This window comes from Curvibacter sp. GW821-FHT09D12 (assembly GCF_059416245.1).
The window spans coordinates 326561-348114 of sequence record NZ_JBWKOU010000006.1 but is presented as its reverse complement, the minus strand read 5'-3'; the positions used below and the strand labels follow the sequence as shown (position 1 = coordinate 348114).

Genomic DNA, 21554 nt, shown 5'->3' with positions numbered 1-21554 from the left:
CGTCCAGGGCCGGCAACACCTCACCCAGCAGCTTGCGCACACCGCCGTCGTGGTCACCCTGCGCCAGTTGGGCCGCCACCGCGCGCACGGCCGTCTGGGCGCGCGTGGCACTTTCGCCCAGGCGCCGCGCCAGATCCTTCTCGGCATTTGGCAGGTCCATGGCACCCAGCTCACGGGATGCATCGGTTGCCGCCTTCAACTGCGCTTCCAGCTGCTGTGCCGACTGGCCCAGCCTGGACTTGTCAGCGTCCACCTGGGCCATCACGAGCGCGCTGCGCGCCGCGGCCTCGGTGCCCTGCACGATGCCGTTCAGGGCATCACGCTCCACGCGACTGAGCTTGCCCACAGCCTGGTAGCTGCGGTCCACATCACCCAGGCGGCTCACGCCCACCAACACAATGGCCGCTGCCAGCGCCACCACATACCCGAAGGCCAAAGCCAAACGGGTGCTGATCTTCAAGTTGTCCAGAAAAGCCAAAATGGTCTCCAAGGCTGCTGAGGGTCTCCGTCATGCACAAGCCACCCAGGCCCTCAAAGGAGGGCGCCTTGCCATGCCGGATGTTCATCATACGAGCGGAAAAGACCGTGGGTGTCCCAAAAAGTGCCACTCACACCCCACACCCAGGGTCAACCCTAGGTCTGCAAGCCAGCTGAGGCACTCAAACCCGACGAAGTGACAGCGGCGAGACCAGCCAGTGCGCCCACAGCCTGGCACTCAGGCCATCGGCGCCGACGGCGCGCCAGGCCAGCAACTCGCCCAGCGCCCATTGATCCGCCTGCGACAAACCTTGCAGCACGGTGTGCAACACCTGGGGGCTCCAGGTCATCAGAGTGCAACCCTGGCTGGCCAGGCAATAACGCGCATCGGCCGCCAACCCCAGCACCGACCCCGACACCAGCCAGGCACCCGGATGCAGGGTGCGCGAGCGCTCGGCAGGCGCCTGCTGCAACAAGCCGGCCCGGGCCTGGGCATCCTCCACCGAATGCGCCAGGGCCTGCCAAGCCAGCCAGGGGTCTTCGGTCAGGGCGCCCAGCCGGGCACACAGGCGCTGCGCCACTGGCCCGAGCACCAGGCTACCCTGCTGAACCAGTTGTTGCATCACGGCTGTTTCAAGACGGCACGTCCCCTCCTCGGCTCCAGGCTGTTCGGCCAGTGCCTGCACCAGCGCCCCCAGTTCGGTCTGTGCAGCTTCAGTGGCCCCCTCGTCATGCCAGGGTCGCACCTCGCGCAGACGCCCTTGCAGCAGCAGCTTGAAGTCAGGCCCACCGCAGCGCTCCTCACGACCGAAATGCTGCAACTGACCGGCCTGCAGCAGGGCCTCGCAACCCCGGTCACTGAGCGACTGCAAACCGCCGATGCACCCGGCATCCAGGCCGGCACCCGGCCTCTGACGCCCCACGGGGCGCACCACGCCAGGCACCGGAGGCATCCCCCGGGCCGCGGCCCCGGCAGAGGACGGCAGGTGCCCCGTCACCGCATCGGATGGACTCCGATCGGCAGGCATCGCCTCGCCCCGGGGTGGCCACAATGCCCAGGGGGGCGGCGTCTCGAAAGCCAGCCCCTCACGCGACATGGCATACCAGAAACGCTCCAGAAAGGCCGACGACAGCATGCCCCGGTCCAGAAAACGCGTGGTGTAGAACCGCGCCCCGTAGCGCAAGGTCCCGCTGCCGGGATCGTTCGACATCAGGACCACACTGGGTGCGGGGGTGCTGCAGATGCCGGGCAATTCACTGCCCAGCACCTGCATCACGATGCGCATCACCTGGCCGGGTGGCCACTCGCTGCTCACCTGCAGCGGCACCAGATGGCGATAGGGCTGCTCGCGCGGCACCACCTCCAGAGCCCGGCTGGTGAAGTCACTGTTGGGCATCACCACCAGTGAGCCCCGATCGGTGCGCAGCGTGACCGAACGCCAGCCCAGCGACACAACCTGGCCCTCCAGTTCATCGCGGCGCACGTAGTCCCCCACGTTCAGGCGCCGCTCCACTTCGATCGACACGCCGGCGAACAGGTGCCCCAGCAGGGGCTGCAATGCCAGACCCACAATCGCCGACAACAGCGCCGAGGTGGCCAGCAGGCGGCCCAGGTCCTGCCCCAGGCCCCAACCCAGAAACACCAGCGCCAGCACGCCAAAAAGCAGCATCGACAGCACCGACTGCAGCAGGTCCGACCCCGAACCCAGTCGAAAGCGATGACTGCCCCGCAGCAAATGAACCAGCAGCCGGCGCAGCACCAGACCCAGCGCCAACGCACTGAAGCCCATGGCCAGCGGCTTCAGCCAGGCGCCCTCGGCCAGCCAACCCGACAACTCGGGGTCGCTGCCCAAGGTCACCTGCATCAGCCACAACAAGGCCGCCAAGGCCAACGTGATCAGGGGCCACATGGGCTCAGCTCCGAGGGTTCGCGGCTGGCGCGCAAGATGCGTCGGGCGCCACGGCCTGCGCGGATGCGGCCCCCGCCCCAGGGGACGAGACGGTGGCAGACCCTGGCACCGGCGACAAGGTGGGGCGCCGTTCAATCAGGCGAAGCGCATGGTCCATGCTGGCCTTCAGGCGCTGGATCGCGCGCTGCAGCTCTTCGAACTGGCCATGGCCGGTCGGCAGGGGCAGGTCGTCCTGAGCCTTGTCCAGGGGTTTGTCCAGGCTGGTGGCCAAGGCCACCCGGGTCAGGGCCTCCAGCGGGCTGGTCACATGGCGGCGCAGCAGCAGCAACATCACCGCGGCGGCCAACACAAACACACTGGTGATCGAACCGATCGTCACCACCACACTGTTGAACGCCTTGGCCTCGGCCGGGGCGGTGCTCACCCGCACCAGTTGCAGTCCCACCACATCCCCCATGCGCCAGCCAAAGCCATTGGCCGCACCATAGCGCGCCACCATGGCCCGCGGCGCGGCTTCCGGCGTGCTATGGCAATACAGACAGGCCGGCGAGCCCATGCGGATCGGACGGGCCACGTAGTACTGCCGATCCTGGCCCGTGCCCAGTTCACCGCTCAGTTCAGTGCGCTGGGGATCGGCCTCGAAGGCCCGCAGCAATCCCACCTCCCAATCGGTGGCGCGGTCGTTCAGGTTGGTGGGATTGAGCGAGCTTTCCCGGTACTGGTACTCGGGCAGCTTTTTGGCCAACCGGCGCATGGCGCCCTGCGCCGCGAAAGACGGCACCTGTGCGGCATGAAAACTGCCCTTGTCGTCCATGGCCTGCAAGGCCACGGCCACCTCTTCCGAGGTGTAGGCGCGCACGGCCATGGCGGTCTCCAGCACCATGTCGGCCTTTTGCTTGACCTCTTCACGGGCCTGACGGGCCTCCAGCCGGTAGGAGATATAGCCGGCCGTGCAGATACCGAACACAAAACACGAGGCAATGATCCCGGCAAAGCGGGTTTCCAGACGCATGACACCCCCTGAGCACCCCCGCAGCCTGCGGAGCCGATGGCCGCAACGGCCCATCGGGGCTGTCAGGGACGACAGGGGTTCTTGATTCTTAGAATCCGCCGATCATCCTCGCCTAGCCACCGTCTGCAAGTCCTGTCGCCAGCAACGGCGCGCTCAAGCAACACCGCGGGAGGCGCCCGGAGACATTCATCAAGATGTCACATTCACTGGAGCGTTTTCAAGCCTCATCCGCCGCCGCCTCCAGGCCATCCAGGGCACGCATGTTGTCCAGCAGCTTGAGCAGGTAATGCAGGGTGTGGGTCAGGTCGCCCACCGAAAAGTCATGCAAGGCCTGCTCGTAGTAGGCATGGATCTTCGGCAATGCCTTCACCGCCCACACCTGCTGCCCCACCTCGGTCATCGTCACCAGCCGCGAGCGGCGGTCCCTCCCGTCGGGGGCGGTCTGGATGTGGCCATCGCGCTCCATGCGACTGATCAGGCCTGACAGGTTCTGTCGGCTCACCATCAGGTAGCGCGCCAAGTCCCCCACGCTCATGCCGCCCAGCGCCTCAGGGCGGGACAAGGCCCCCAGCACAGCCCATTGCTGCGTGGTCAAGCCTTCATCCTCCACCGCCCTCGATCCGGTTTTATGCAACATGTTTGCACATTGATAGAGACGAAAGAACAACCTATTGGCCAATTCCATGCGCGCTATATCGGTGTTTTTACTAGGGTTTTCCATAGTGATTCCAGACAAAAACCGGATTGCGATCCAAGGCAGACCGAATCCATAATGCGTCCATATGTTTACATATTTAAAAGCAAACATTGATTGAAAGCATAGGGCCAAAGCCCTCACCCAGGAGAAACACATGCAAGGATTGACAGACAAGACCGTGATCGTCACCGGCGGCGCCGGCGGCATTGGCAGTGCCACCTGCCGGCGCTTTGCCCGCGCCGGGGCCAAGGTCGCGGTGTTTGACCTGAACCTCGAAGCGGCGCAGAAGGTGGCAGCCGGCATCCAGGCCGATGGTGGCGTGGCCCTGGCCGTGCGCTGCGACATCACCTCGCGCACCGAGGTCGACGCTGCCGTGGCCACCACCGAGGCCGAGCTCGGCCCCATCGACGTGCTGGTCAACAACGCCGGCTGGGACATCTTCAAGCCCTTCACCAAGACCGTGCCGGCCGAATGGGAGCGCCTGATCGCCATCAACCTCACCGGCGCCCTGCACATGCACCACGCTGTGCTGCCAGGCATGGTGGCCCGCGGCAGCGGGCGCATCGTCAACGTCGCATCCGACGCGGCGCGCGGCGGCTCCTCGGGCGAAGCGGTGTATGCCGCCTGCAAGGGCGGCCTGGTGGCCCTGTCCAAGACCCTGGCGCGCGAACACGCCCGGCATCAGATCACGGTCAACGTGGTCTGCCCCGGCCCCACAGACACCGCCCTGCTGGCCGGCGTGGCCGAAGGGGCCGCCAACCCCGAGAAATTGATCGACGCCTTCAAGAAGGCCATCCCGCTGGGTCGCCTGGGCCAGCCCGACGACCTGGCCGGTGCCATCGCCTTCTTCGGCAGCGATGACTCCGCCTTCATCACCGGCCAAGTGATCAGTGTCTCCGGCGGCCTGACCATGCACGGCTGACCGCCCCTCCCTCCCCTCTTGTTCTGGAGCAACCCATGCAATTCGAAGACATCCTGTACGAGGTCCGCAACGGCGTGGCCTGGATCACCATCAACCGCCCCGAGAAGATGAACGCCTTCCGCGGCACCACCTGCGACGAACTCATCAAGGCCCTGAACAAGGCCGGCTACGACCGCGAGGTGGGCTGCATCGTGCTGGCCGGCGCTGGCGACCGGGCCTTCTGCACCGGCGGCGACCAATCGGCCCACGATGGCAACTACGACGGTCGCGGCACCATCGGGCTGCCCATGGAAGAGCTGCACACCGCCATCCGCGATGTACCCAAACCCGTGATCGCCCGCGTGCAAGGCTTTGCCATCGGCGGCGGCAACGTGCTGTGCACCCTGTGTGACCTGACCATCTGCTCCGACAAGGCCGTCTTCGGCCAGGTGGGGCCCAAGATGGGCTCGGTCGACCCCGGCTATGGCACCGCCTTCCTGGCCCGCGTGGTGGGTGAGAAAAAGGCCCGCGAAATCTGGTACCTCAACAAGCGCTACACCGGCCCCGAGGCCGTCGCCATGGGCCTGGCCAATGTCTGCGTGCCGCCCGAGCAACTCGACGCCACGGTGCAGGAATGGGCCGAGACCATCTGCGAGCGCAGCCCCACCGCCATCGCCATTGCCAAGCGCAGCTTCAACATGGACACCGCCCACCAGGCCGGCATTGCCGGCATGGGCATGTACGCCCTCAAGCTGTACTACGACACCGAGGAGTCCCGTGAAGGCGTGAAAGCCCTGCAGGAAAAGCGCAAGCCCGAATTCCGCAAGTACGCCAAGTAAGCCCGGAGCACCGCGATGAACAACCCCTACATCGACGAAGACCTGCAGGCGCTGGCCGAACACGCGCGCCGCTTTGCCAACGGACGCGTGGCGCCCGGCTTCCTGGAGCGCGACCAAACCCGCGTGCTCGACCGCCGCCTGATGGCCGAGATGGGCGAGATGGGCTTCATCGCGCCCGAACTGCCTGAGCGCTTTGGCGGCCAGGGCCTGGGCTGCCTGGCGGCCGGCGTGATCCACGAAGAGATCGCCCGGGCCGACCTCAGCCTGTCCTACATCAACCTGCTGGCCTCGCTGAACGGCCAGATCCTGGCCGAGCACGGCCGCCCCGAGGTGGTGCAACCCTGGCTGGAGAAGCTCACCCAGGGCCAGGCCCTGTTCGCCATCGCGCTGACCGAGCCCCGCGGCGGCTCCGACGCCGCCAACCTGCGCCTGCGCATCGAGCGGGTGGGTGACGAGTACGTCATCAACGGCGAAAAGACCTCCATCTCGGCTGCCGACCAGGCCGACGCCTGCGTGGTGTTTGGCCGCACCGGCGCGGTGGACAGCGGCGCCCACGGCGTCACCGCACTGCTCGTGCCCACCGATGTGCCCGGCCTCACGCGCAACCGCTTCGACTGCCACGGCCAACGCGCCATCGGACGCGGCTCGCTGTTCTTCGAGAACGTGCGCGTACCCGTCAGCCACCGCCTGGGCGACGAGAACAAGGGCTTTGTGCAGGTCATGCAGGGCTTTGACTTCTCACGTGCCCTGATCGGCCTGCAGGTGCTGGCCGTGGCCCGCGTCGCCCTGGAAGAAACCTGGGACTACGTGGCCCAGCGCGAGGCCTTTGGCAAACCACTGTCGGCGTTTCAGGGCGTGTCGCACCCGCTGGCCGACTTCGACACCCAGGTCACCGCCGCCCGCCTGCTGTGTCTGCAGACCCTGTGGCTCAAGGACCGCCAGCAGCCGCACACCGCCGAGGCCGCCATGTGCAAATGGTGGGCACCGAAGCTGGCCTACGAGGCCATCCACCAGTGCCTGTTGATGCACGGCCACGGCGGCTACGACCGCGGACCGATGGAGCAACGCCTGCGCGATGTGCTGGGCTTCCAGATCGGCGACGGCACGGCCCAGATCATGAAAACCATCGTGGCCCGTACCCGCGCCGGCCGCCAGGCCGTGCCGGCCTGATCACCTGAGAGCCCCCCGAGGGGCCGCACCGGTCGAAGAACGCCGGGCGCCCCGATCCACCGTGAAGCCAACGAGGAGACAAGACATGGAATTCGACGCCCTGCTGCTACCCGCCCGCCGCGCCACCCTGGTGGCCCAAGGCCTGTGGCACGACCGCACCATCAATGACGCACTGACCGCCTGCGTGGCCGAGTGCCCGGACAAGCTGGCCTTGACCGCCGTCCAGGTGGCCGGCGGAGCACCCCATCCGCAGACCACCCGCTTCAGCTACCGCGAACTGTCACGCATGGCCGACCGCATCGCCGTGGGCCTGGCCCGCCTCAGCGTGGGCCGCAACGACGTGGTGGCCTGTCAGTTGCCCAACTGGTGGCAATTCACCCTCACCTACCTGGCCTGCTCGCGCCTCGGTGCGGTGATGAACCCGCTGATGCACATCTTCCGTGAGCGCGAACTCAGCTTCATGCTCCAGCATGGCGAGGCCAAGGTCATGATCGCCCCCAAGACCTTCCGCGGCTTCGACTTCGAAGCCATGCACAGTGCACTGCAACCCAGCCTGCCTCACCTCAGGCACCTGGTGATCGTGGACGGCACCGGCCCCAACAGCTTCGAGGCCCTGCTCAGCGGCCCCGCGTGGGAGAACAGCCCCGAGGCGGCGGCCGTGCTGAGCCGTTCGCGCCCCGGCCCCGACGACATCACCCAGCTGATCTACACCTCGGGCACCACCGGTGAACCCAAAGGCGTGATGCACAGCGCCAACACCACCTTCGCCAACATCATTCCCTACGCCCAACGCCTGCAACTGGGCGCCGATGACGTGGTGCTGATGGCCTCGCCCATGGCCCACCAGACCGGCTTCATGTACGGCCTGATGATGCCCATCGAGCTGCGCGCCAGCGCCGTGCTGCAAGACATCTGGGAGCCCCGCACCGCCGTCGAGGTGATCAACCACGAAGGCTGCACCTTCACCATGGCCTCGTCGCCCTTCCTCAACGACCTCTCCAAGGCCGTGATCGAGACCGCGACCCCGGTGCCCACCTTGCGCAGTTTTCTGTGCGCCGGTGCGCCCATCCCGGGGCCCCTGGTCGAACAGGCCCGCCAGTCACTCGGCGCCAAGATCGTTTCGGCCTGGGGCATGACCGAGAACGGCGCCGTCACCCTGACCCGGCTGGACGACGACGACGAGCGCTCGGTGAACACGGATGGTCTGCCGCTGCCCGGCGTCGAGATCCAGGTGATCGACATCGACGGCCAGCCCCTGCCCACCGGCCAGACCGGCAAGCTGATGCTGCGCGCCTGCTCCAACTTCGGGGGCTACCTCAAGCGCCCGCACCTGAACGCCACCGATGCCGAGGGCTGGTTCGACACCGGCGACCTGGCCCGCATCGACGAGCGCGGTTATGTGCGCATCACTGGCCGCAGCAAGGACGTGATCATCCGCGGCGGCGAGAACATCCCGGTGGTCGAAATCGAAGCACTGCTCTACAAACACCCCGCCATCGCCATGGCCAGCATCGTGGCCTACCCTGACGAGCGCCTGGGCGAGAGAGCCTGCGCCGTGGTGGTGCCCCGGCCCGGTCAGCACGTGGACCTGCCCTCCATCGTCGAGTTCCTCAAGAGCCAGCACGTGGCCCTGCAGTACATCCCTGAAAAACTGGTGCTGCGCCAGGAGATCCCGTCCACGCCGTCCGGAAAGATCCAGAAGTTCCGCCTGCGCGAGCTGCTGCGCGAAGGCCAGCTCTGACCTCGGCCCCCGGTCCTGCATCCACCACGGAGACAACCATGATTTCAAACACCTTCAGCGGCCTGCGCCGCAACACCCTGGCCTTGATCGGCACCATGCTCTGCGCAGCGGGTCTGGCCCAGGCCCAGACACCGGCCTGGCCCAGCAAACCCCTGCGCGTCGTGGTGGGCTTTGCCCCCGGCGGCACCACCGACGTCATGGCCCGGCTGATCTCGCAACAACTGGCCGAATCCCTGGGCCAGCCCGTGCTGGTCGACAACAAGCCCGGTGCCAGCAGCAACATCGCCGCCGCCGAGGTGGCCCGTGCCGCACCGGATGGCCACACCCTGCTGATCGCCCCCACCTCGGTCGAGACCGCCAACCCCTGGCTGTTCAAGTCCAACCTGCTGCCAGCGCGTGACCTCACGCCCGTGGTGGCCGTGGGCCGCACCCAGATGTACCTGGTGGCCAAGCCACAAAGCACGGCGCACGACGTGAAAGAGCTGGTGGCCCAGGCCAAGGCCGCACCGGGCAAGATGTCGTACGCCTCGTCGGGCGCGGGCACCGCCCCCCACCTGGCCTGCGAGCTGTTCAAGGTGGCCACCGGCACCTACGTCACCCACATCCCCTACCGGGGCGCCGCCCCCGCGCTGCAGGACGTGCTGTCGGGCCAGGCCGATTTCGTCTGCGACCCAGGCATCGCCTTTCCCCACATCCGCAGCAACAAGGTCAAGCTGCTGGGCATCGTCAGCGCCCGCCGATCGCCCTTCTTCCCCGACGTGCCCACCGTGGCCGAACAAGGCTTCCCGGGCGCAGACCTTGACATCTGGTTTGGCCTGTGGGCCCCCAACGGCACGCCGCCCGAGGTGCTGGCGCGCCTGGGGCGCGAGGTGGCCACCATCCTGAACCAGCCCAACGTCAAGGCCCGCTATGCCGACCTGGGCGGCGAGACCACCTACCTCGACAACGCCGAGTTCCGAAAACTGCTGATCGACGAGAACAAGCGCCTGGCCGCCCTCATCAAGCAGCAGAAGATCAACGTCGACTGAACAGGAGCCCCGGTGCAAGAAGATGCCCCCATCCTCAGTGAGACCCAGGGCCGGGTGGCCCTGATCCGGCTGAACCGACCGCGCCAGATGAACGCCCTCAACGACGCCTTGATGGACGCCCTGGGCGCCGCCCTGCTCGGCTTTGACGCACGTGAGGACATCGGCGTGATCCTCATCACCGGCAACGACAAAGCCTTTGCCGCTGGCGCCGACATCGCCCAGATGCAGGGTGCGGGCCTGATGGACATGCTCAACAGCCAGTTCATCACCCGCAACTGGGAAACCATCCGCCAGGTGCGCAAACCCGTGATCGCTGCCGTGGCCGGCCTGGCCCTGGGCGGCGGCTGTGAACTGGCCCTGGCCTGCGACCTGGTGCTGGCCGCCCAGGGCGCTCGCTTCGGCCTGCCCGAGATCAAACTCGCCCTGTTGCCCGGCGCCGGCGGCACGCAGCGCCTGCCACGCGCCATCGGCAAGGCCAAGACCATGGACCTGTGCCTGAGCGCCCGCACCCTGTCGGCCGACGAGGCCGACCGCTACGGCTTGGTCTCGCGCGTTCTGCCCGACGATCAACTGCTGCCCGAAGCCCTGGCCCTGGCGCAGCAGATGGCCGCGTACTCGGCCCCCGCGCTGATGGCCATCAAAGAGTCGGTCAACCGGGCCTTCGAGGGCCCGCTGTCCGAGGGCATCCTGTTCGAGCGCCGGGCCCTGTACGCCCGCTTTGCCAGCGCCGACGCCCAGGAGGGCATGAACGCCTTTCTGGCGCGACGCGCCCCGGTCTTTCAGCACCGCTGAGTGCGGGGCACAATCGCCGCCATCATCGCAATCACGCCCCTCACAGCAGGAGAACCCATGCAGGCAGCCTTCATCACTGGCCATGGTGGCAACGAAGTGGTCCAGGTCGGCGAGCGCCCCATGCCGACTCGCGGCCCCGGCCAGGTCTTGGTGCGCCTGCGCGCCGCCACCCTCAACCAGGTCGATCTGTACATGCGCAACAGCGGCGCCGGCATCCGCCACCAACTGCCCCAGATCATGGGCCTGGACGGCTGCGGCGTGGTCGAGGAAGTGGGGCCCGAGGAAACCCGGCTGCAGCCCGGCCAGCGCGTGCTGGTCTACCCCGGCATCACTTGCGGTCGCTGCGAGTTCTGCCTGGCCGGCCAGCCCGTGCTGTGCGCCGGCATGAGCCTGCTGGGCGAACACCGCGACGGCACCTTTGCCCAGTACCTCAGCGTGCCGGCGGCCAACCTGTTCCCGGTGCCCGACGGGCTGGGCGACGCCGAGGCCGCGGCCCTGGGCGTGAACCACCTCACCGCCTGGCGCATGGTCAACACGCAGGCCCGCCTGCAGGCCCATGAAACGGTGCTGATCTTCGGCATCGGCGGCGGCGTATCGCTGGCCGCGCTGCAGCTGGCCCGCCTCACGGGTGCGCGCACCGTGGTCACCTCGCGCGACGACCTCAAGCTGCAGCGCGCCCTGGCCCTGGGCGCGCACCATGCCATCAACAGCCAGCGCGACGACGTGGCCCGGCAGGTCATGGCCCTGACCGGCGGGCGCGGGGTGGACGTGGTGATCGAAAACGTGGGCGCCGCGGTGTGGGACAGCGCGCTGCGCTCCCTGGTGCGCGGCGGCCGCATCGTCACCTGCGGCGCCACCACCGGCGACCAGCCCCCGGCCGATCTGCGCCGGGTGTTCATCCGCCAGTTGCAGGTGCTCGGCTCCACCCTGGGCAACCCCGGCGAACTGGCCCAGGTGCTGGCCCTGTGCCAGCGCGGCCTGCTGCGCCCGGTGATCGACAGCGTCTACCCGCTGGGCGAGGTGCACGCCGCGCTGGCACGGCTCGAATCCGGCGCCCAGTTCGGCAAGCTTGCGCTGCACATCGATTAGCACCAAGGTCTTCAGGGCTTGGGACGTTTTGCCCTGAAATGCTCGATCACCTCGTTCGACAGGTCGCAGGCATCGGGTTGCTGGGCAGGGGCGAGCGGCATGGGCCTCAGCATCTCCTGGGCCAGAGCCTCGCCAAACAACGGCGGCAACACCTCATGCGCCGGCCGGGCCTGGGCAATAACCTCATCAGTCCATTCAGGGTTGGGTCGCTTTTTCATGGGGCTTCTCCTGCCCCGCCGGGCGCCATGGCCGCGAGGGTGCGGGTGCGGAACTCGCGCGGGGTCTGCCCCGTGTGCTTGCGGAAGAAGCGGGTGAAGTAGGCCTCGTCCACAAAGCCCAGGTGGTCGGCCACCTGCTTGATGCTGCTGCGCGTGTACACCAGCTCGCGCTGGGCCTCGTGCACGATGCGGGCATTGATCACCTCCAGGCTGGAGTGCCCCATCACCTCCCGGCACAGCCGGGTCAGTTGCCCGGGCGTGATGCCCAGGTGCTCGGCATAGGCCTGCAAGGGCCAGCGCTGGCGGAAGTGCGCATCCACCAGGCTGCGAAAGCGTTCAATCTGCTGCGCCTTGCGCGAATGGGCGGGCGCGCCGGTGCTTTGCTGCACCTGCTGCACGCGAGCGATCTGCACCAGCACCGCCGTCAGCAACGACAGCCCCGCCGCCACCTGCCCCAGCGCACAGGCTCGGGCCTCGCGCTCCACCGCCAGAAACAGCGGCACCAGGTTGTCCAGTGCCCGGTCCTGCCCCTGCAAGGACAGCACCGCGGGCCGGCGCAGGGTTTGCAGCAACTCAGGCATCACCACGGCGGCCAGCGATTCCAGCGGGCGCTGTGCCGCCGTCACCACCGGTCCGTCGACATCGGGCGTGAAGTGAAAGCCATGCACGGTCTGTGCAGGCACCAGCAGCAGACAAGGGGCCTGCACTGCCGTGCGGCTGTGGTCGATGAAGACCTCGCCGCCGCCGCTTTGCAGCAGCAGGATCTGCAAAAACGCGCCATGCGTGTGCGGCTTGATGTCGAAGTTGTAGGGCACCGAACGCTGCGGGATCCATTCGAAGTCAAAGCCGGCCTCCCAGCCTGGGGGGTCCTGGTCGCCGTACAGCGCGTAATTGGGAATGGCTTTGGACATGGCAGCTCGTGAAGGTCTGGATTTGCACGAATTGTCCAATTCTTGGCCTGAATCGTCAAAGCCGGCAACGCCCCCAAATCCAACAATCCGCCGAGTCAAACCAAGGAGACAAGATGAAGCAAGAAGCCGAGGCCGGCCGCGACTGGCTGGGCCTGCAGGAGCGGGTGTGCGTGGTCACCGGGGCGGGCAGCGGCATTGGCGCCGCCATCGCCGAAAGCCTGGTGGCCGCAGGCGCCCGGGTAGCCCTGCTGGACCGCCAGGGTGAGGCCGCGCTGGGCGTAGCCGCCCGCATCGACCCCACAGGTCAACGCACCCTGGTGCTGCCCTGCGATGTGAGCGATGTGGCCAGCGTGGCCCAGGCCGCCGCCGCCGTGCGCCAGCGCTTCGGCGCCTGCCACAGCCTGGTCAACAACGCCGGCCTGCTGCGAGCCGGTCCGCTGCAAAGCGTGAGTCTGGACGACTGGAACACGGTGTTGGCCGTCAACCTGACCGGCTACCTGCTGTGCGCGCGTGAATTCGCCCCGGCCATGTGCGAGCAAGGCACGGGCAGCATCGTCAACGTGGCCTCGATTGCGGGGCAGTTCCCACAGACCGGCAGTGGCGCCTACAGCGCCAGCAAGGGCGGCGTGCTGCTGCTGTCGCGCCAGATGGCGGTGGAATGGGGCCCGCGCGGCGTGCGCAGCAATGCGGTGTGCCCCGGCATGATCCGCACCGCGCTGTCGGCCAAGTTCTACGAAGAACCAGGCTTCGAGGCCAAGCGTGCCGCCGTCACGGCCAGCCGCCGCATTGGCGAGCCGCAGGACATCGCCGACGTGGTGCTGTTCCTGGTCAGCCCGCGCAGCGCTTACGTCAACGGCGCCGAGCTCAACGTCGACGGCGGCATGAGCTCGATGCTCATGGACATGGTGCCCCGCCCCGGCTTCAACCAGACCGCCTGAACCGCCCCGGAGACCCCCATGACCCCTCAATACGAATGCGACCTGATCGTCGTCGGCTCCGGCGCTGCCGGCCTGGCCACCGCCATCACCGCCCAATCCCGCGGCCTGAAGGTCGTGGTGCTGGAGAAGGAACCCGTCTTCGGCGGCACCACCGCCTTGTCGGGTGGCGTGCTGTGGATTCCCCTGGGCCCGCACGGCCGCCAGCAAAACGCAGGCGACCACCGCGACGCGGTGCGCCAGTACCTGATGAACGAGACGGGCCAGTTCTATGACGAAGCCACCGTTGAGTCTTTTCTGGACAACGGCCCTCGCATGGTCGAGTTCTTCCAGCGCGAAACAGACATGCAATTCGTGCCCACGCTCTACCCCGACTACCACCCCGACGTGCGCGGCGGCGTGGACATCGGCCGCTCCATCCTGGCTGCGCCTTTCGACATCCGCACGCTGGGGCCCGACATGGCCCGGCTCAAGCCACCGCTCAAGACCATCACCTTCATCGGCATGATGTTCAACTCCTCGAACGCCGACCTGAAGCACTTCTTCCGCGCCACCAAGTCGCTGACCTCCTTCGTCTACGTGGCCAAGCGCCTGGTCACCCACCTCAAGGAGCTGGCCCTCTACCGTCGCGGCATCCAGGTCACCAGCGGCAATGCACTGGCGGCCCGGCTGGCGCATTCGGCCCTGCAGCGCGGCATCCCCATCCGCACCGGCACCCCGGTGCGCGAACTGCTGATCGAGGACGGGCGCGTGCAAGGCGTGGTGGCCGAGGGTGCGCAAGGGAGGCAGACGCTGCGCGCCCGCCACGGCGTGGTGCTGGCCTGCGGCGGCTTTCCACACGATGCCCGGCGCATCGCCCAGGCCTACCCCCATGTGCAGCGCGGCGGCGAGCACCTGTCGCCCACGCCCACCAGCAACACCGGTGACGGTGTGCGCCTGGCCGAAGGCGCGGGCGGCGTGGCCGACATCCGCTTTGGCGACAGCGCGGCCTGGATGCCCGTGTCCCGCGTGCCCTTCGGCCATGGCGAGTTCGGCGTGTTCCCACACCTGTTGGACCGCTACAAGCCCGGCGTGATCGGCGTGCTGCGCAATGGCCGGCGCTTCACCAACGAATCCAACTCGTACCACGATGTGGGTGCCGCCCTGATCCGCGCCTGTGAGGGCCAGACCGAAACCGCCATGTGGCTGGTCTGCGACAAAAGGACACTGGCCAAGTATGGCCTGGGCTATGTCAAACCGGCGCCGATGCCGATCGGCCGCTTCATTCGCAATGGCTACCTGTTCGAGGGCCGCACCCTGGCCGACCTGGCCCGCGTCACCGGCATCGATGCCGAGGGCCTGGAGACCACGGTGCGGGCCTACAACGTGGACGCCGTGCGCGGCGACGACCCGGCCTTCGGCCGTGGCCGAACCAGTTTCAACCGCTACCTGGCCGACCCCGAGCACCACCCCAACCCCTGCGTGGCGCCGGTGCAGACCGGCCCCTTCTATGCGGTCAAGGTACTGATGGGCGACCTGGGCACTTTCGACGGCCTGCAGACCCGCGTCACCGGCGAGGTGCTGCGGCGCGACGGCAGCGTGATCGAAGGCTTGTATGCCGTGGGCAACGACCGCGCCAGCATGATGGGCGGCAACTACCCCGGCGCCGGCATCACCCACGGGCCCAACATGACCTTCGGCTTTGTCACCGCCCACCACATTGCCGACCAGGCCGGAGCGCGCGTATGAGCCCCCAGTCCACACAGCCCAAGCCCCTGGTGGACCATCGCGTCTACACCATTGCCCTGCGCAAGATGCCCGAGTTCCTGGAGGTCTTCCACCGCCTGGCCATGCCGGTGCTGCTGCAGACCCTGGGCCACCCGCTGGGCTTCTACACCAGCCTGGTCGGGCCCCAGAACCAGTTCGTGCACCTGTGGGGCTACGACAGCTTGGCCGACTACGAGCAGCGCTGCGCCGCGCGTGACAGCCACCCCGACTTCGCGGCCTACCTGGCGGCCTCGGGCCACCTGATCACGGCCCAGGAGACACGGCTGATCCGGGCCACTGCCTGGCCCATCGCTTCTGCATCACCTGCCGCCCCCGCAGCGCCCACCCCGCACGCTGTGCGCGCAACCTAGGGAAATCCCGAGCCATCGATGCACGATTTGTCCTGCTTTTTGCGCCAATCGTGAAGGGGGCCACCGGCCCCGAAAAACACAATCTGCCCCAGCCCCAGGCCCGTGAAGGGCTTGCAGTGGCCTGCCAGGTGCCGCGATCAGACGGCCCGGCCCCCACCCCGCTCAGAGGAGACAAACATGAGTTCACACCTGCCCCCCTGCGGGGCGCCGGACACCGCACGCCCGGTGGCACTGATCACCGGTGCCGCCCAGGGCATTGGCTGGGCCTGCGCCCAGGCCCTGGCCGCCCAGGGCTGGTCCGTGGCCTTGCTCGACCTGGACGGCACCAGCGCCGCCCAGCGTGCCGCCGAGCTGGGCACCTGCCACCTGGGCCTGCCCTGCGACGTGACCCAGGCCGAGGCGGTGGACGCCGCCGTGCAGGCGGCGCTGGCCCACTTCGGCCGGCTCGACGGCCTGGTCAACAACGCCGGCATTGGCGACCAGACCGGCCCCACCGTGGCGCAGAGCGCCGATGCCTTCGACCGCGTGCTGGCCGTGCACCTGCGTGGCAGCTTTCTCATGAGCCAGGCCCTGGGCCGGCACTGGCTGCAACAACCCGTGGTTGCCGGCCGAGCCCGGGGCGCCATCGTCAACCTGGCTTCGATCGCCAGCCTGGGGGGCCTGCCCACGCGCAACGCCTACAGCGCCGCCAAGGCGGGCGTACTGGGCCTGACCCGGGCCCTGGCCTGCGAATGGGCGCGGGCCGGCATCCGCGTCAATGCCGTGGCCCCGGGCTATGTGCAGACCGCCCTGGTGGCCGAGCTGGCGCGCCAGGGCGCGCTCGACGCCACCGCCATCGCCCAGCGCACCCCGCTCGGCCGCCTGGCCGAGCCCGCCGAGGTGGCCGCCGTGATCGCCTTCCTGCTCTCGCCGCAGGCCAGTTACGTCACGGGCGCGGTGTGGCCGGTGGACGGCGGCTGGAGTGCCTTCGGCGCGCCCGACAACACCCTGCCCCCTCTCTCTTTGATCTCCTGAAAGCCGACATGCTGACCATCAACTTGTTCAACGGCCTGGTCTACGGCGCATTGCTGATCGTGATGTGCTCGGGCCTGGCCCTCATCTACGGCCTGCGCCGGGTGGTGAATTTCGCCCATGGTTCGCTCTACATGCTGGGCGCCTACCTGGGCTACTCGATTGCCGCGCACAGCAATTTCTGGATCGCCCTGGTGGCGGCCCCGGCCTTGATGGCCGTGCTGGGCGTGCTGCTCGACCGCTATGGCTTTCGCTTGTTGCAGGACCGCGATCCGCTCAGCGTGGTGCTGGTCACCTTCGGGCTGCTGCTGGTGATCGAGGACGTGGTGCAGACCGTCTGGGGCAAGAGCAACCTCTCGATGGCCGTGCCCGAGCTGCTCAACACCTCGCTGAACCTGCTGGGCACCCCGGTGCCGGCCTACCGTCTGGCGGTGATCGGCGCCGGCATCACCGTGGCCCTGGGCCTGAGCCTGTGGCTGCGTTTCAGCCGGGTAGGCCTGTTCGTGCGGGCCGCCAGCACCGACCCCGTGACCACCGCCATGCAAGGCGTGAACACCGATGTGCTGAGCGCCGGTGTGGTGGGCCTGGGCACCGCCCTGGCGGGCCTGGCCGGCGTGGTCGCGGCGCCCTTTCTGTCGCTGTCGCCGTCCATGAGCAGCGACGTGATCATCGACTCCTTCGTGGTCGTGGTGGTGGGCGGGCTGGGTTCGCTGGCCGGCGCCTTCATCGCCGCCATGGTGCTGGGGATGATCCAGGCCCTGGGCGCGGTCTACCTGCCCGATGTCGCCGTGCTGCTGCCCTTTGCCGTGATGGTGGGGGTGCTGATCTGGAAGCCCGCAGGCTTTGCCGGCAGCCGCACCTGAGCCCCGTTGACGTTTTCACGCGCTCCGCCCTCCTCGCCCCTGCCTCGCCTTCCTGCCCCGACCTCCGGACCTGTCCCATGACCCTCTTCAACTCCCTTCCGATGCGCCTGCTGGCAGGCGCCGTGGTCGGCGCCGCACTGGCGCTTTCGATCAGTTCGGGCACCGTGCTGTCCCTGCTCACCCAGGCCACCATCTATGCCGTGTTCGCCCTGGGCGTGGGCCTGCTGCTGCGCCAGAACGGCATGGTCAGCTTCGGCCATGCGCTGTACTTCGGCAGCGCCGGCTATGGCGTGGGCCTGCTGCTGCAACAACAGGTGATGCCAGCGGAGCTGGCCCTGCTGCTGACCCTGCTCGGCCTGGGTCTGGTGGCCTTCTTGATCGGCCTGGTGATCGTGCGGGTGCCGGGCGTGGCCTTCGGCATGCTCACCCTGGCCATCGGCCAGGTGTTCTACCTCAGCGCCTCCCGATCGCGTGGCCTGACCGGTGGCGCCGACGGCATGAACATCGATTGGCCGGCACGCCTGTTCGGCGTCGAGCTGTCGGTCCTGCTGCAACCCAAAGGCTTGTTCATGCTGAGCTGGGCCGTGCTGCTGGGGGTGATGGCCGGCCTGACGCTGCTGCTGCGCACCCGCTTCGGCGCCATCACCGAGGCGGTGCGCGACAACGAGGAGCGCGCCCGCTTCATCGGCATCCGCACCCTGGTGCCACGGGCCGCCATCTATGCGCTGTCGGCCATGGTGACCGGGCTCGCCGGCCTGTTGGCCGCCCTGAACACCGGCTTCGTGTCGCCCGAGAACCTGCACTGGAGCCTGTCGGGCGTGGCCCTGATGATGGTGGTGGTGGGGGGCTACAAGGCCTTGTGGGGCCCCGCGCTGGGCGCGGTGGTGTATTTCCTGGCCAAGGATGTGCTGGGCGATTACGCCAACCACTGGATGGCCATCTTCGGCATCGCCCTGATCACCGTCATCGTCTTCGCCCCGACCGGCCTGGCCGGTGCCCTGGGCCAGTGCCTGCGGCCCCGAGCCGCCAAGCCGGCTCGTCGCTCTGCTCCCGCAGCCCACTGAGGAAACCCCCATGAACCCTTCATACGCATTGCAGGCCGAGGACGTGGCCATCCACTACGGCGGCGTGAAAGCCCTGGACGGCGTCTCGCTGACGCTGGAGCCCGGCCAGATCCGCGGACTGATCGGCCCCAACGGGGCGGGCAAGAGCACCGTGATCGACGCCATCACCGGGCGCCGCCCCTTGACCCGCGGCACCGTGCACCTCAAGGGCCAGGACGTGAGTGCCCTGGGGGCCACCGAAAGACGCCAACGCGGCCTGTCGCGCAGCTTCCAGCGCACCAGCGTGTTCAGCCAGATGCCGGTGCGCAAGCAGGTGGAACTGGCCTCGCACAAGATGGGCGTGGCCGATTCGCAGGCCGACGCCGACGCCGTGCTGCGTGAACTGGAGCTGCACGACCTGGCCGACATCACGGCCGACGAACTCGGCTACGGCGAACAACGCCGCCTGGACCTGGCGCTGGCCCTGGTGGGTCGCCCCAGCGTGCTGCTGCTCGACGAGCCCATGGCCGGCCTGTCGGTGAAAGAGTCGCACGACCTGGCCCGCCACCTCAAGGCGCTGACCTCGCGCTGGGAGGTCTCGGTGCTGCTGGTGGAGCACGACATGGATGTGGTGTTCGGCATCTCGGATGTCGTCACTGTGTTTGAACTGGGGCGTGTGATCGCCAGCGGAGAACCCGCTGCCGTGCGCGCCAACCCTCGCGTGCGCGAGGCCTACCTCGGGAGTGCCGCATGAGCGCCTTGTTGAACCTTGAACAGGTCGATGCCTTCTATGGCTCGGCCCACATCCTGCACCGCCTGGACCTGACAGTGCAGCCGGGCGAACGCGTGGCCCTGATCGGTCGCAATGGCGTGGGCAAGACCACAGTGGTGAACACCATCCTGGGCCTGGCCAGCCTGCGTGGCGGGCGCATCCGGCTGGGCGCGCGCGAGCTGCCCCGCCCCCGCCCCTACCTTGCAGCCCAGAACGGCGTGGTGGTGGTGCCCCAGGGTCGGCGCATCGTCGCCAACCTGACCGTGGAAGAGAACCTGCTGCTGGGCGCTGCCAGCAGCGACAAAAAACGCAAGGGCCCCTGGACCGTGCCCGAAATCTACCGCCTGTTCCCCATCCTGCAGGAACGCGCCCACACCCCGGGCACGGCGTTGTCGGGTGGCCAGCAGCAGATGCTGGCCGTGGGCCGGGCCCTGATGGCCAACCCCTCGCTGATCCTGCTCGACGAACCCACCGAGGGCCTGGCCCCGGTGATCGTGGATCAGCTGGGCCAGATCTTCAATGCGGTGGCCGACCAGGGCACGGCCCTGCTGCTGATCGAACAGAACATGAGCCTGGTGGTGCGTGTGGCCGAGCGCTACTGCGCCATGGCCAAGGGCTCGGTGGTGGCGCAGGGGCCGGTCGAGAACTCACCCGCCGGCCTGCGCGACCTCGAAGCCCACGTGATGGTCTGACCCACCCCCCCTTTTTTCGAAGCACCAACCCAAGGAGACAAACCATGTTCACCACCCGCCCCCTGACCCTGGCCATGGCAACACTGCTGGCCACCGCCCCCCTCGCCACCCTTGCGCAAGGCAAAGACCCGGTGCGCGTCGGCCTCGTCACCTCCAAATCGGGCGTGTTCGCCCAGCAGGGCGAAGAGGTGCTGCGTGCCGTGCAGTTCGCCATCGATGAGGCCAATGCCGCAGGCGGCGTGGACGGCCGCAAGGTGGAGGTGCAGATCGCCGACGACGAGGGCACGCCCGATGCCGGCCGCCGCGTAGCCGAGAAGCTGGCCCGCGATGGCTACAACCTGTTGATCGGCGCCATCCCGTCGTCCATCTCGCTGGCCATTGCGCAGAACCTGGAGCGCTGGGACGCCGCCTACTTCGTGGTGGCCAGCAAGTCGGACAAGCTCACGGGCGACACCTGCAAGCCGCGCAGCTTCCGCACCAACCACGCCGACGCGATGGACATCGCGATGATCAACGCCTGGGCCAAGGACCTGAAAGAAAAATCGTTCGCCGTGCTGGCGGCCGACTATGTGTGGGGCCGTGACTCGGGCGAATCGTTCAAGAAGGCCGCCGAGGCCGCCGGCAAGAGCGTGCCGCTGTCGCTGTACGTGCCCATGGGCACCAAGGACTTCTCGCCTTACATCGCCCAGTTGAAGGCCTCCAATGTCGAGGCCATCTGGGTGGCCGAGATCGGGCGCGATGCGATCGCCTTCGTCAAGCAGGCGCAGGAGTTCGGCCTCATCCCGGCCAAGAAGCTGATCGGCCACGCACTGATCCTGAACTTCATGGTCAACGCCACAGGCGACGCGCTCAAGGACACGGTGGGCACCACTGGCTACACCCCGGACATCGCCACGCCGCGCAACAAGGCCTTCGTGGCGGCCTGGAAGGCCAAGTTCAACCGATTGCCGACAGACAACGAAGGCCAGGCCTACAACGGCGTCCAGGTGATGTTTGAGGGCGTGCGCAAAGCCGCCAGCGCCAAACCCGGCGAGGTCAGCAAGGCCTTGCGCGGCGCCAGCTTTGACAGCCTCTACGGTCCGGTCACGATGCGCAGCCAGGACAACCAGTTGCTGCTGCCCAACTTCGTGGGCCGGGCCAAGGTGGTGGACGGTGTTCTGCGCCCCAGCATCGAACGTCAGTTCGAGCCCTCGATCACACCCGCACCTTCGCCGCTGTGCAAGATGTGAAGCCTGGGGCCCGGCGAAGGCGCGGGGCCCCAGTTCAGCCGAATTTCGGCCAGATCCAAGCCAAATGAGAGGAAAAGCCGGGGTTTCCACCAACTTCTTCACACTCC

The 21554-nt window shown here is 67.8% G+C and carries 21 protein-coding genes and 1 pseudogene; 16 read left to right on the top strand and 6 right to left on the bottom strand.

Going from position 1 to position 21554, the window contains the following annotated elements; genetic code table 11:
* Positions 1-58: 58 nt before the first annotated feature.
* From AC07PT_RS12880 to AC07PT_RS12865, 4 genes and pseudogenes are all read right to left on the bottom strand, one after another.
* Positions 59-460: pseudogene (locus AC07PT_RS12880) on the bottom strand (methyl-accepting chemotaxis protein); the annotation flags it as partial.
* Between the two features lie 199 nt (positions 461-659).
* Positions 660-2387 carry a mechanosensitive ion channel family protein gene (locus AC07PT_RS12875; protein ID WP_494656884.1) on the bottom strand — a complete coding sequence of 576 codons (1728 nt, stop codon included), beginning with the start codon at positions 2385-2387 and terminating at the stop codon, positions 660-662.
* A 4-nt stretch (positions 2388-2391) separates the two neighbouring features.
* Complete coding sequence (locus tag AC07PT_RS12870; protein WP_494656883.1) at positions 2392-3399, bottom strand: Tll0287-like domain-containing protein; 1008 nt, start codon at positions 3397-3399, stop codon at positions 2392-2394.
* Between the two features lie 217 nt (positions 3400-3616).
* A complete protein-coding gene (locus tag AC07PT_RS12865; RefSeq protein ID WP_494656882.1) occupies positions 3617-4120 on the bottom strand; it encodes a MarR family winged helix-turn-helix transcriptional regulator in 504 nt (167 codons plus the stop codon).
* Between the two features lie 130 nt (positions 4121-4250).
* Here AC07PT_RS12865 and badH point away from each other — a divergent pair, with 130 nt between their 5' ends.
* The 7 genes from badH to AC07PT_RS12830 all read left to right on the top strand — a co-directional run bounded on the left by badH (position 4251) and on the right by AC07PT_RS12830 (position 11656).
* Positions 4251-5018: a 2-hydroxycyclohexanecarboxyl-CoA dehydrogenase gene (gene badH / locus AC07PT_RS12860; RefSeq protein ID WP_492348423.1), complete on the top strand. Its 768-nt coding sequence runs from the start codon at positions 4251-4253 to the stop codon at positions 5016-5018.
* A gap of 35 nt (positions 5019-5053) precedes the next feature.
* Positions 5054-5836, top strand: coding sequence for a 2-ketocyclohexanecarboxyl-CoA hydrolase (gene badI, locus AC07PT_RS12855; protein WP_492348422.1), 783 nt, complete (start codon positions 5054-5056; stop codon positions 5834-5836).
* Positions 5837-5851: 15 nt separating this feature from the next.
* Positions 5852-7006 carry a cyclohexanecarboxyl-CoA dehydrogenase gene (gene aliB / locus AC07PT_RS12850; protein ID WP_494656881.1) on the top strand — a complete coding sequence of 385 codons (1155 nt, stop codon included), beginning with the start codon at positions 5852-5854 and terminating at the stop codon, positions 7004-7006.
* An 85-nt stretch (positions 7007-7091) separates the two neighbouring features.
* Positions 7092-8747, top strand: a complete 1656-nt coding sequence (aliA, locus tag AC07PT_RS12845) for a cyclohexanecarboxylate-CoA ligase (protein ID WP_494656880.1) — start codon at positions 7092-7094, stop codon at positions 8745-8747.
* A 38-nt stretch (positions 8748-8785) separates the two neighbouring features.
* Positions 8786-9775, top strand: a complete 990-nt coding sequence (locus AC07PT_RS12840; protein ID WP_492348419.1) for a Bug family tripartite tricarboxylate transporter substrate binding protein — start codon at positions 8786-8788, stop codon at positions 9773-9775.
* A 12-nt stretch (positions 9776-9787) separates the two neighbouring features.
* Positions 9788-10567 carry an enoyl-CoA hydratase-related protein gene (locus AC07PT_RS12835; RefSeq protein WP_494656879.1) on the top strand — a complete coding sequence of 260 codons (780 nt, stop codon included), beginning with the start codon at positions 9788-9790 and terminating at the stop codon, positions 10565-10567.
* 57 nt (positions 10568-10624) lie between these two features.
* Positions 10625-11656, top strand: a complete 1032-nt coding sequence (locus tag AC07PT_RS12830) for a zinc-binding dehydrogenase (RefSeq protein ID WP_494656878.1) — start codon at positions 10625-10627, stop codon at positions 11654-11656.
* 11 nt (positions 11657-11667) lie between these two features.
* Here the strand turns inward: AC07PT_RS12830 and AC07PT_RS12825 are convergent, their stop codons facing one another.
* Positions 11668-11874, bottom strand: a complete 207-nt coding sequence (locus tag AC07PT_RS12825; RefSeq protein WP_494656877.1) for a hypothetical protein — start codon at positions 11872-11874, stop codon at positions 11668-11670.
* Positions 11871-12785: a helix-turn-helix domain-containing protein gene (locus AC07PT_RS12820; protein WP_492348415.1), complete on the bottom strand. Its 915-nt coding sequence runs from the start codon at positions 12783-12785 to the stop codon at positions 11871-11873. The genes AC07PT_RS12825 and AC07PT_RS12820 overlap by 4 nt, the downstream gene beginning before the upstream one ends.
* A gap of 113 nt (positions 12786-12898) precedes the next feature.
* Between AC07PT_RS12820 and AC07PT_RS12815 the strand changes: the two genes are divergently transcribed.
* The 9 genes from AC07PT_RS12815 to AC07PT_RS12775 all read left to right on the top strand — a co-directional run bounded on the left by AC07PT_RS12815 (position 12899) and on the right by AC07PT_RS12775 (position 21447).
* On the top strand, positions 12899-13723 hold the full coding sequence (locus AC07PT_RS12815; RefSeq protein ID WP_492348414.1) for an SDR family NAD(P)-dependent oxidoreductase: 825 nt from the start codon (positions 12899-12901) through the stop codon (positions 13721-13723).
* A gap of 18 nt (positions 13724-13741) precedes the next feature.
* A complete protein-coding gene (locus tag AC07PT_RS12810; RefSeq protein ID WP_494656876.1) occupies positions 13742-15448 on the top strand; it encodes an FAD-dependent oxidoreductase in 1707 nt (568 codons plus the stop codon).
* Positions 15445-15837 carry an NIPSNAP family protein gene (locus AC07PT_RS12805; RefSeq protein WP_492348412.1) on the top strand — a complete coding sequence of 131 codons (393 nt, stop codon included), beginning with the start codon at positions 15445-15447 and terminating at the stop codon, positions 15835-15837. The genes AC07PT_RS12810 and AC07PT_RS12805 overlap by 4 nt, the downstream gene beginning before the upstream one ends.
* Positions 15838-16014: 177 nt before the next feature.
* On the top strand, positions 16015-16851 hold the full coding sequence (locus AC07PT_RS12800; protein ID WP_492348411.1) for an SDR family NAD(P)-dependent oxidoreductase: 837 nt from the start codon (positions 16015-16017) through the stop codon (positions 16849-16851).
* Positions 16852-16859: 8 nt separating this feature from the next.
* A complete protein-coding gene (locus AC07PT_RS12795; RefSeq protein ID WP_492348410.1) occupies positions 16860-17711 on the top strand; it encodes a branched-chain amino acid ABC transporter permease in 852 nt (283 codons plus the stop codon).
* A 77-nt stretch (positions 17712-17788) separates the two neighbouring features.
* Positions 17789-18775: a branched-chain amino acid ABC transporter permease gene (locus tag AC07PT_RS12790; RefSeq protein WP_492348409.1), complete on the top strand. Its 987-nt coding sequence runs from the start codon at positions 17789-17791 to the stop codon at positions 18773-18775.
* A 10-nt stretch (positions 18776-18785) separates the two neighbouring features.
* Positions 18786-19508 carry an ABC transporter ATP-binding protein gene (locus tag AC07PT_RS12785; protein WP_492348408.1) on the top strand — a complete coding sequence of 241 codons (723 nt, stop codon included), beginning with the start codon at positions 18786-18788 and terminating at the stop codon, positions 19506-19508.
* Positions 19505-20218 carry an ABC transporter ATP-binding protein gene (locus AC07PT_RS12780; protein ID WP_494656875.1) on the top strand — a complete coding sequence of 238 codons (714 nt, stop codon included), beginning with the start codon at positions 19505-19507 and terminating at the stop codon, positions 20216-20218. The genes AC07PT_RS12785 and AC07PT_RS12780 overlap by 4 nt, the downstream gene beginning before the upstream one ends.
* A 44-nt stretch (positions 20219-20262) precedes the next feature.
* The gene (locus AC07PT_RS12775) at positions 20263-21447 is read left to right on the top strand and encodes an ABC transporter substrate-binding protein (protein WP_494656874.1); all 1185 of its coding nucleotides are present in this window, start codon (positions 20263-20265) and stop codon (positions 21445-21447) included.
* The last annotated feature ends 107 nt before the right edge of the window (positions 21448-21554 follow it).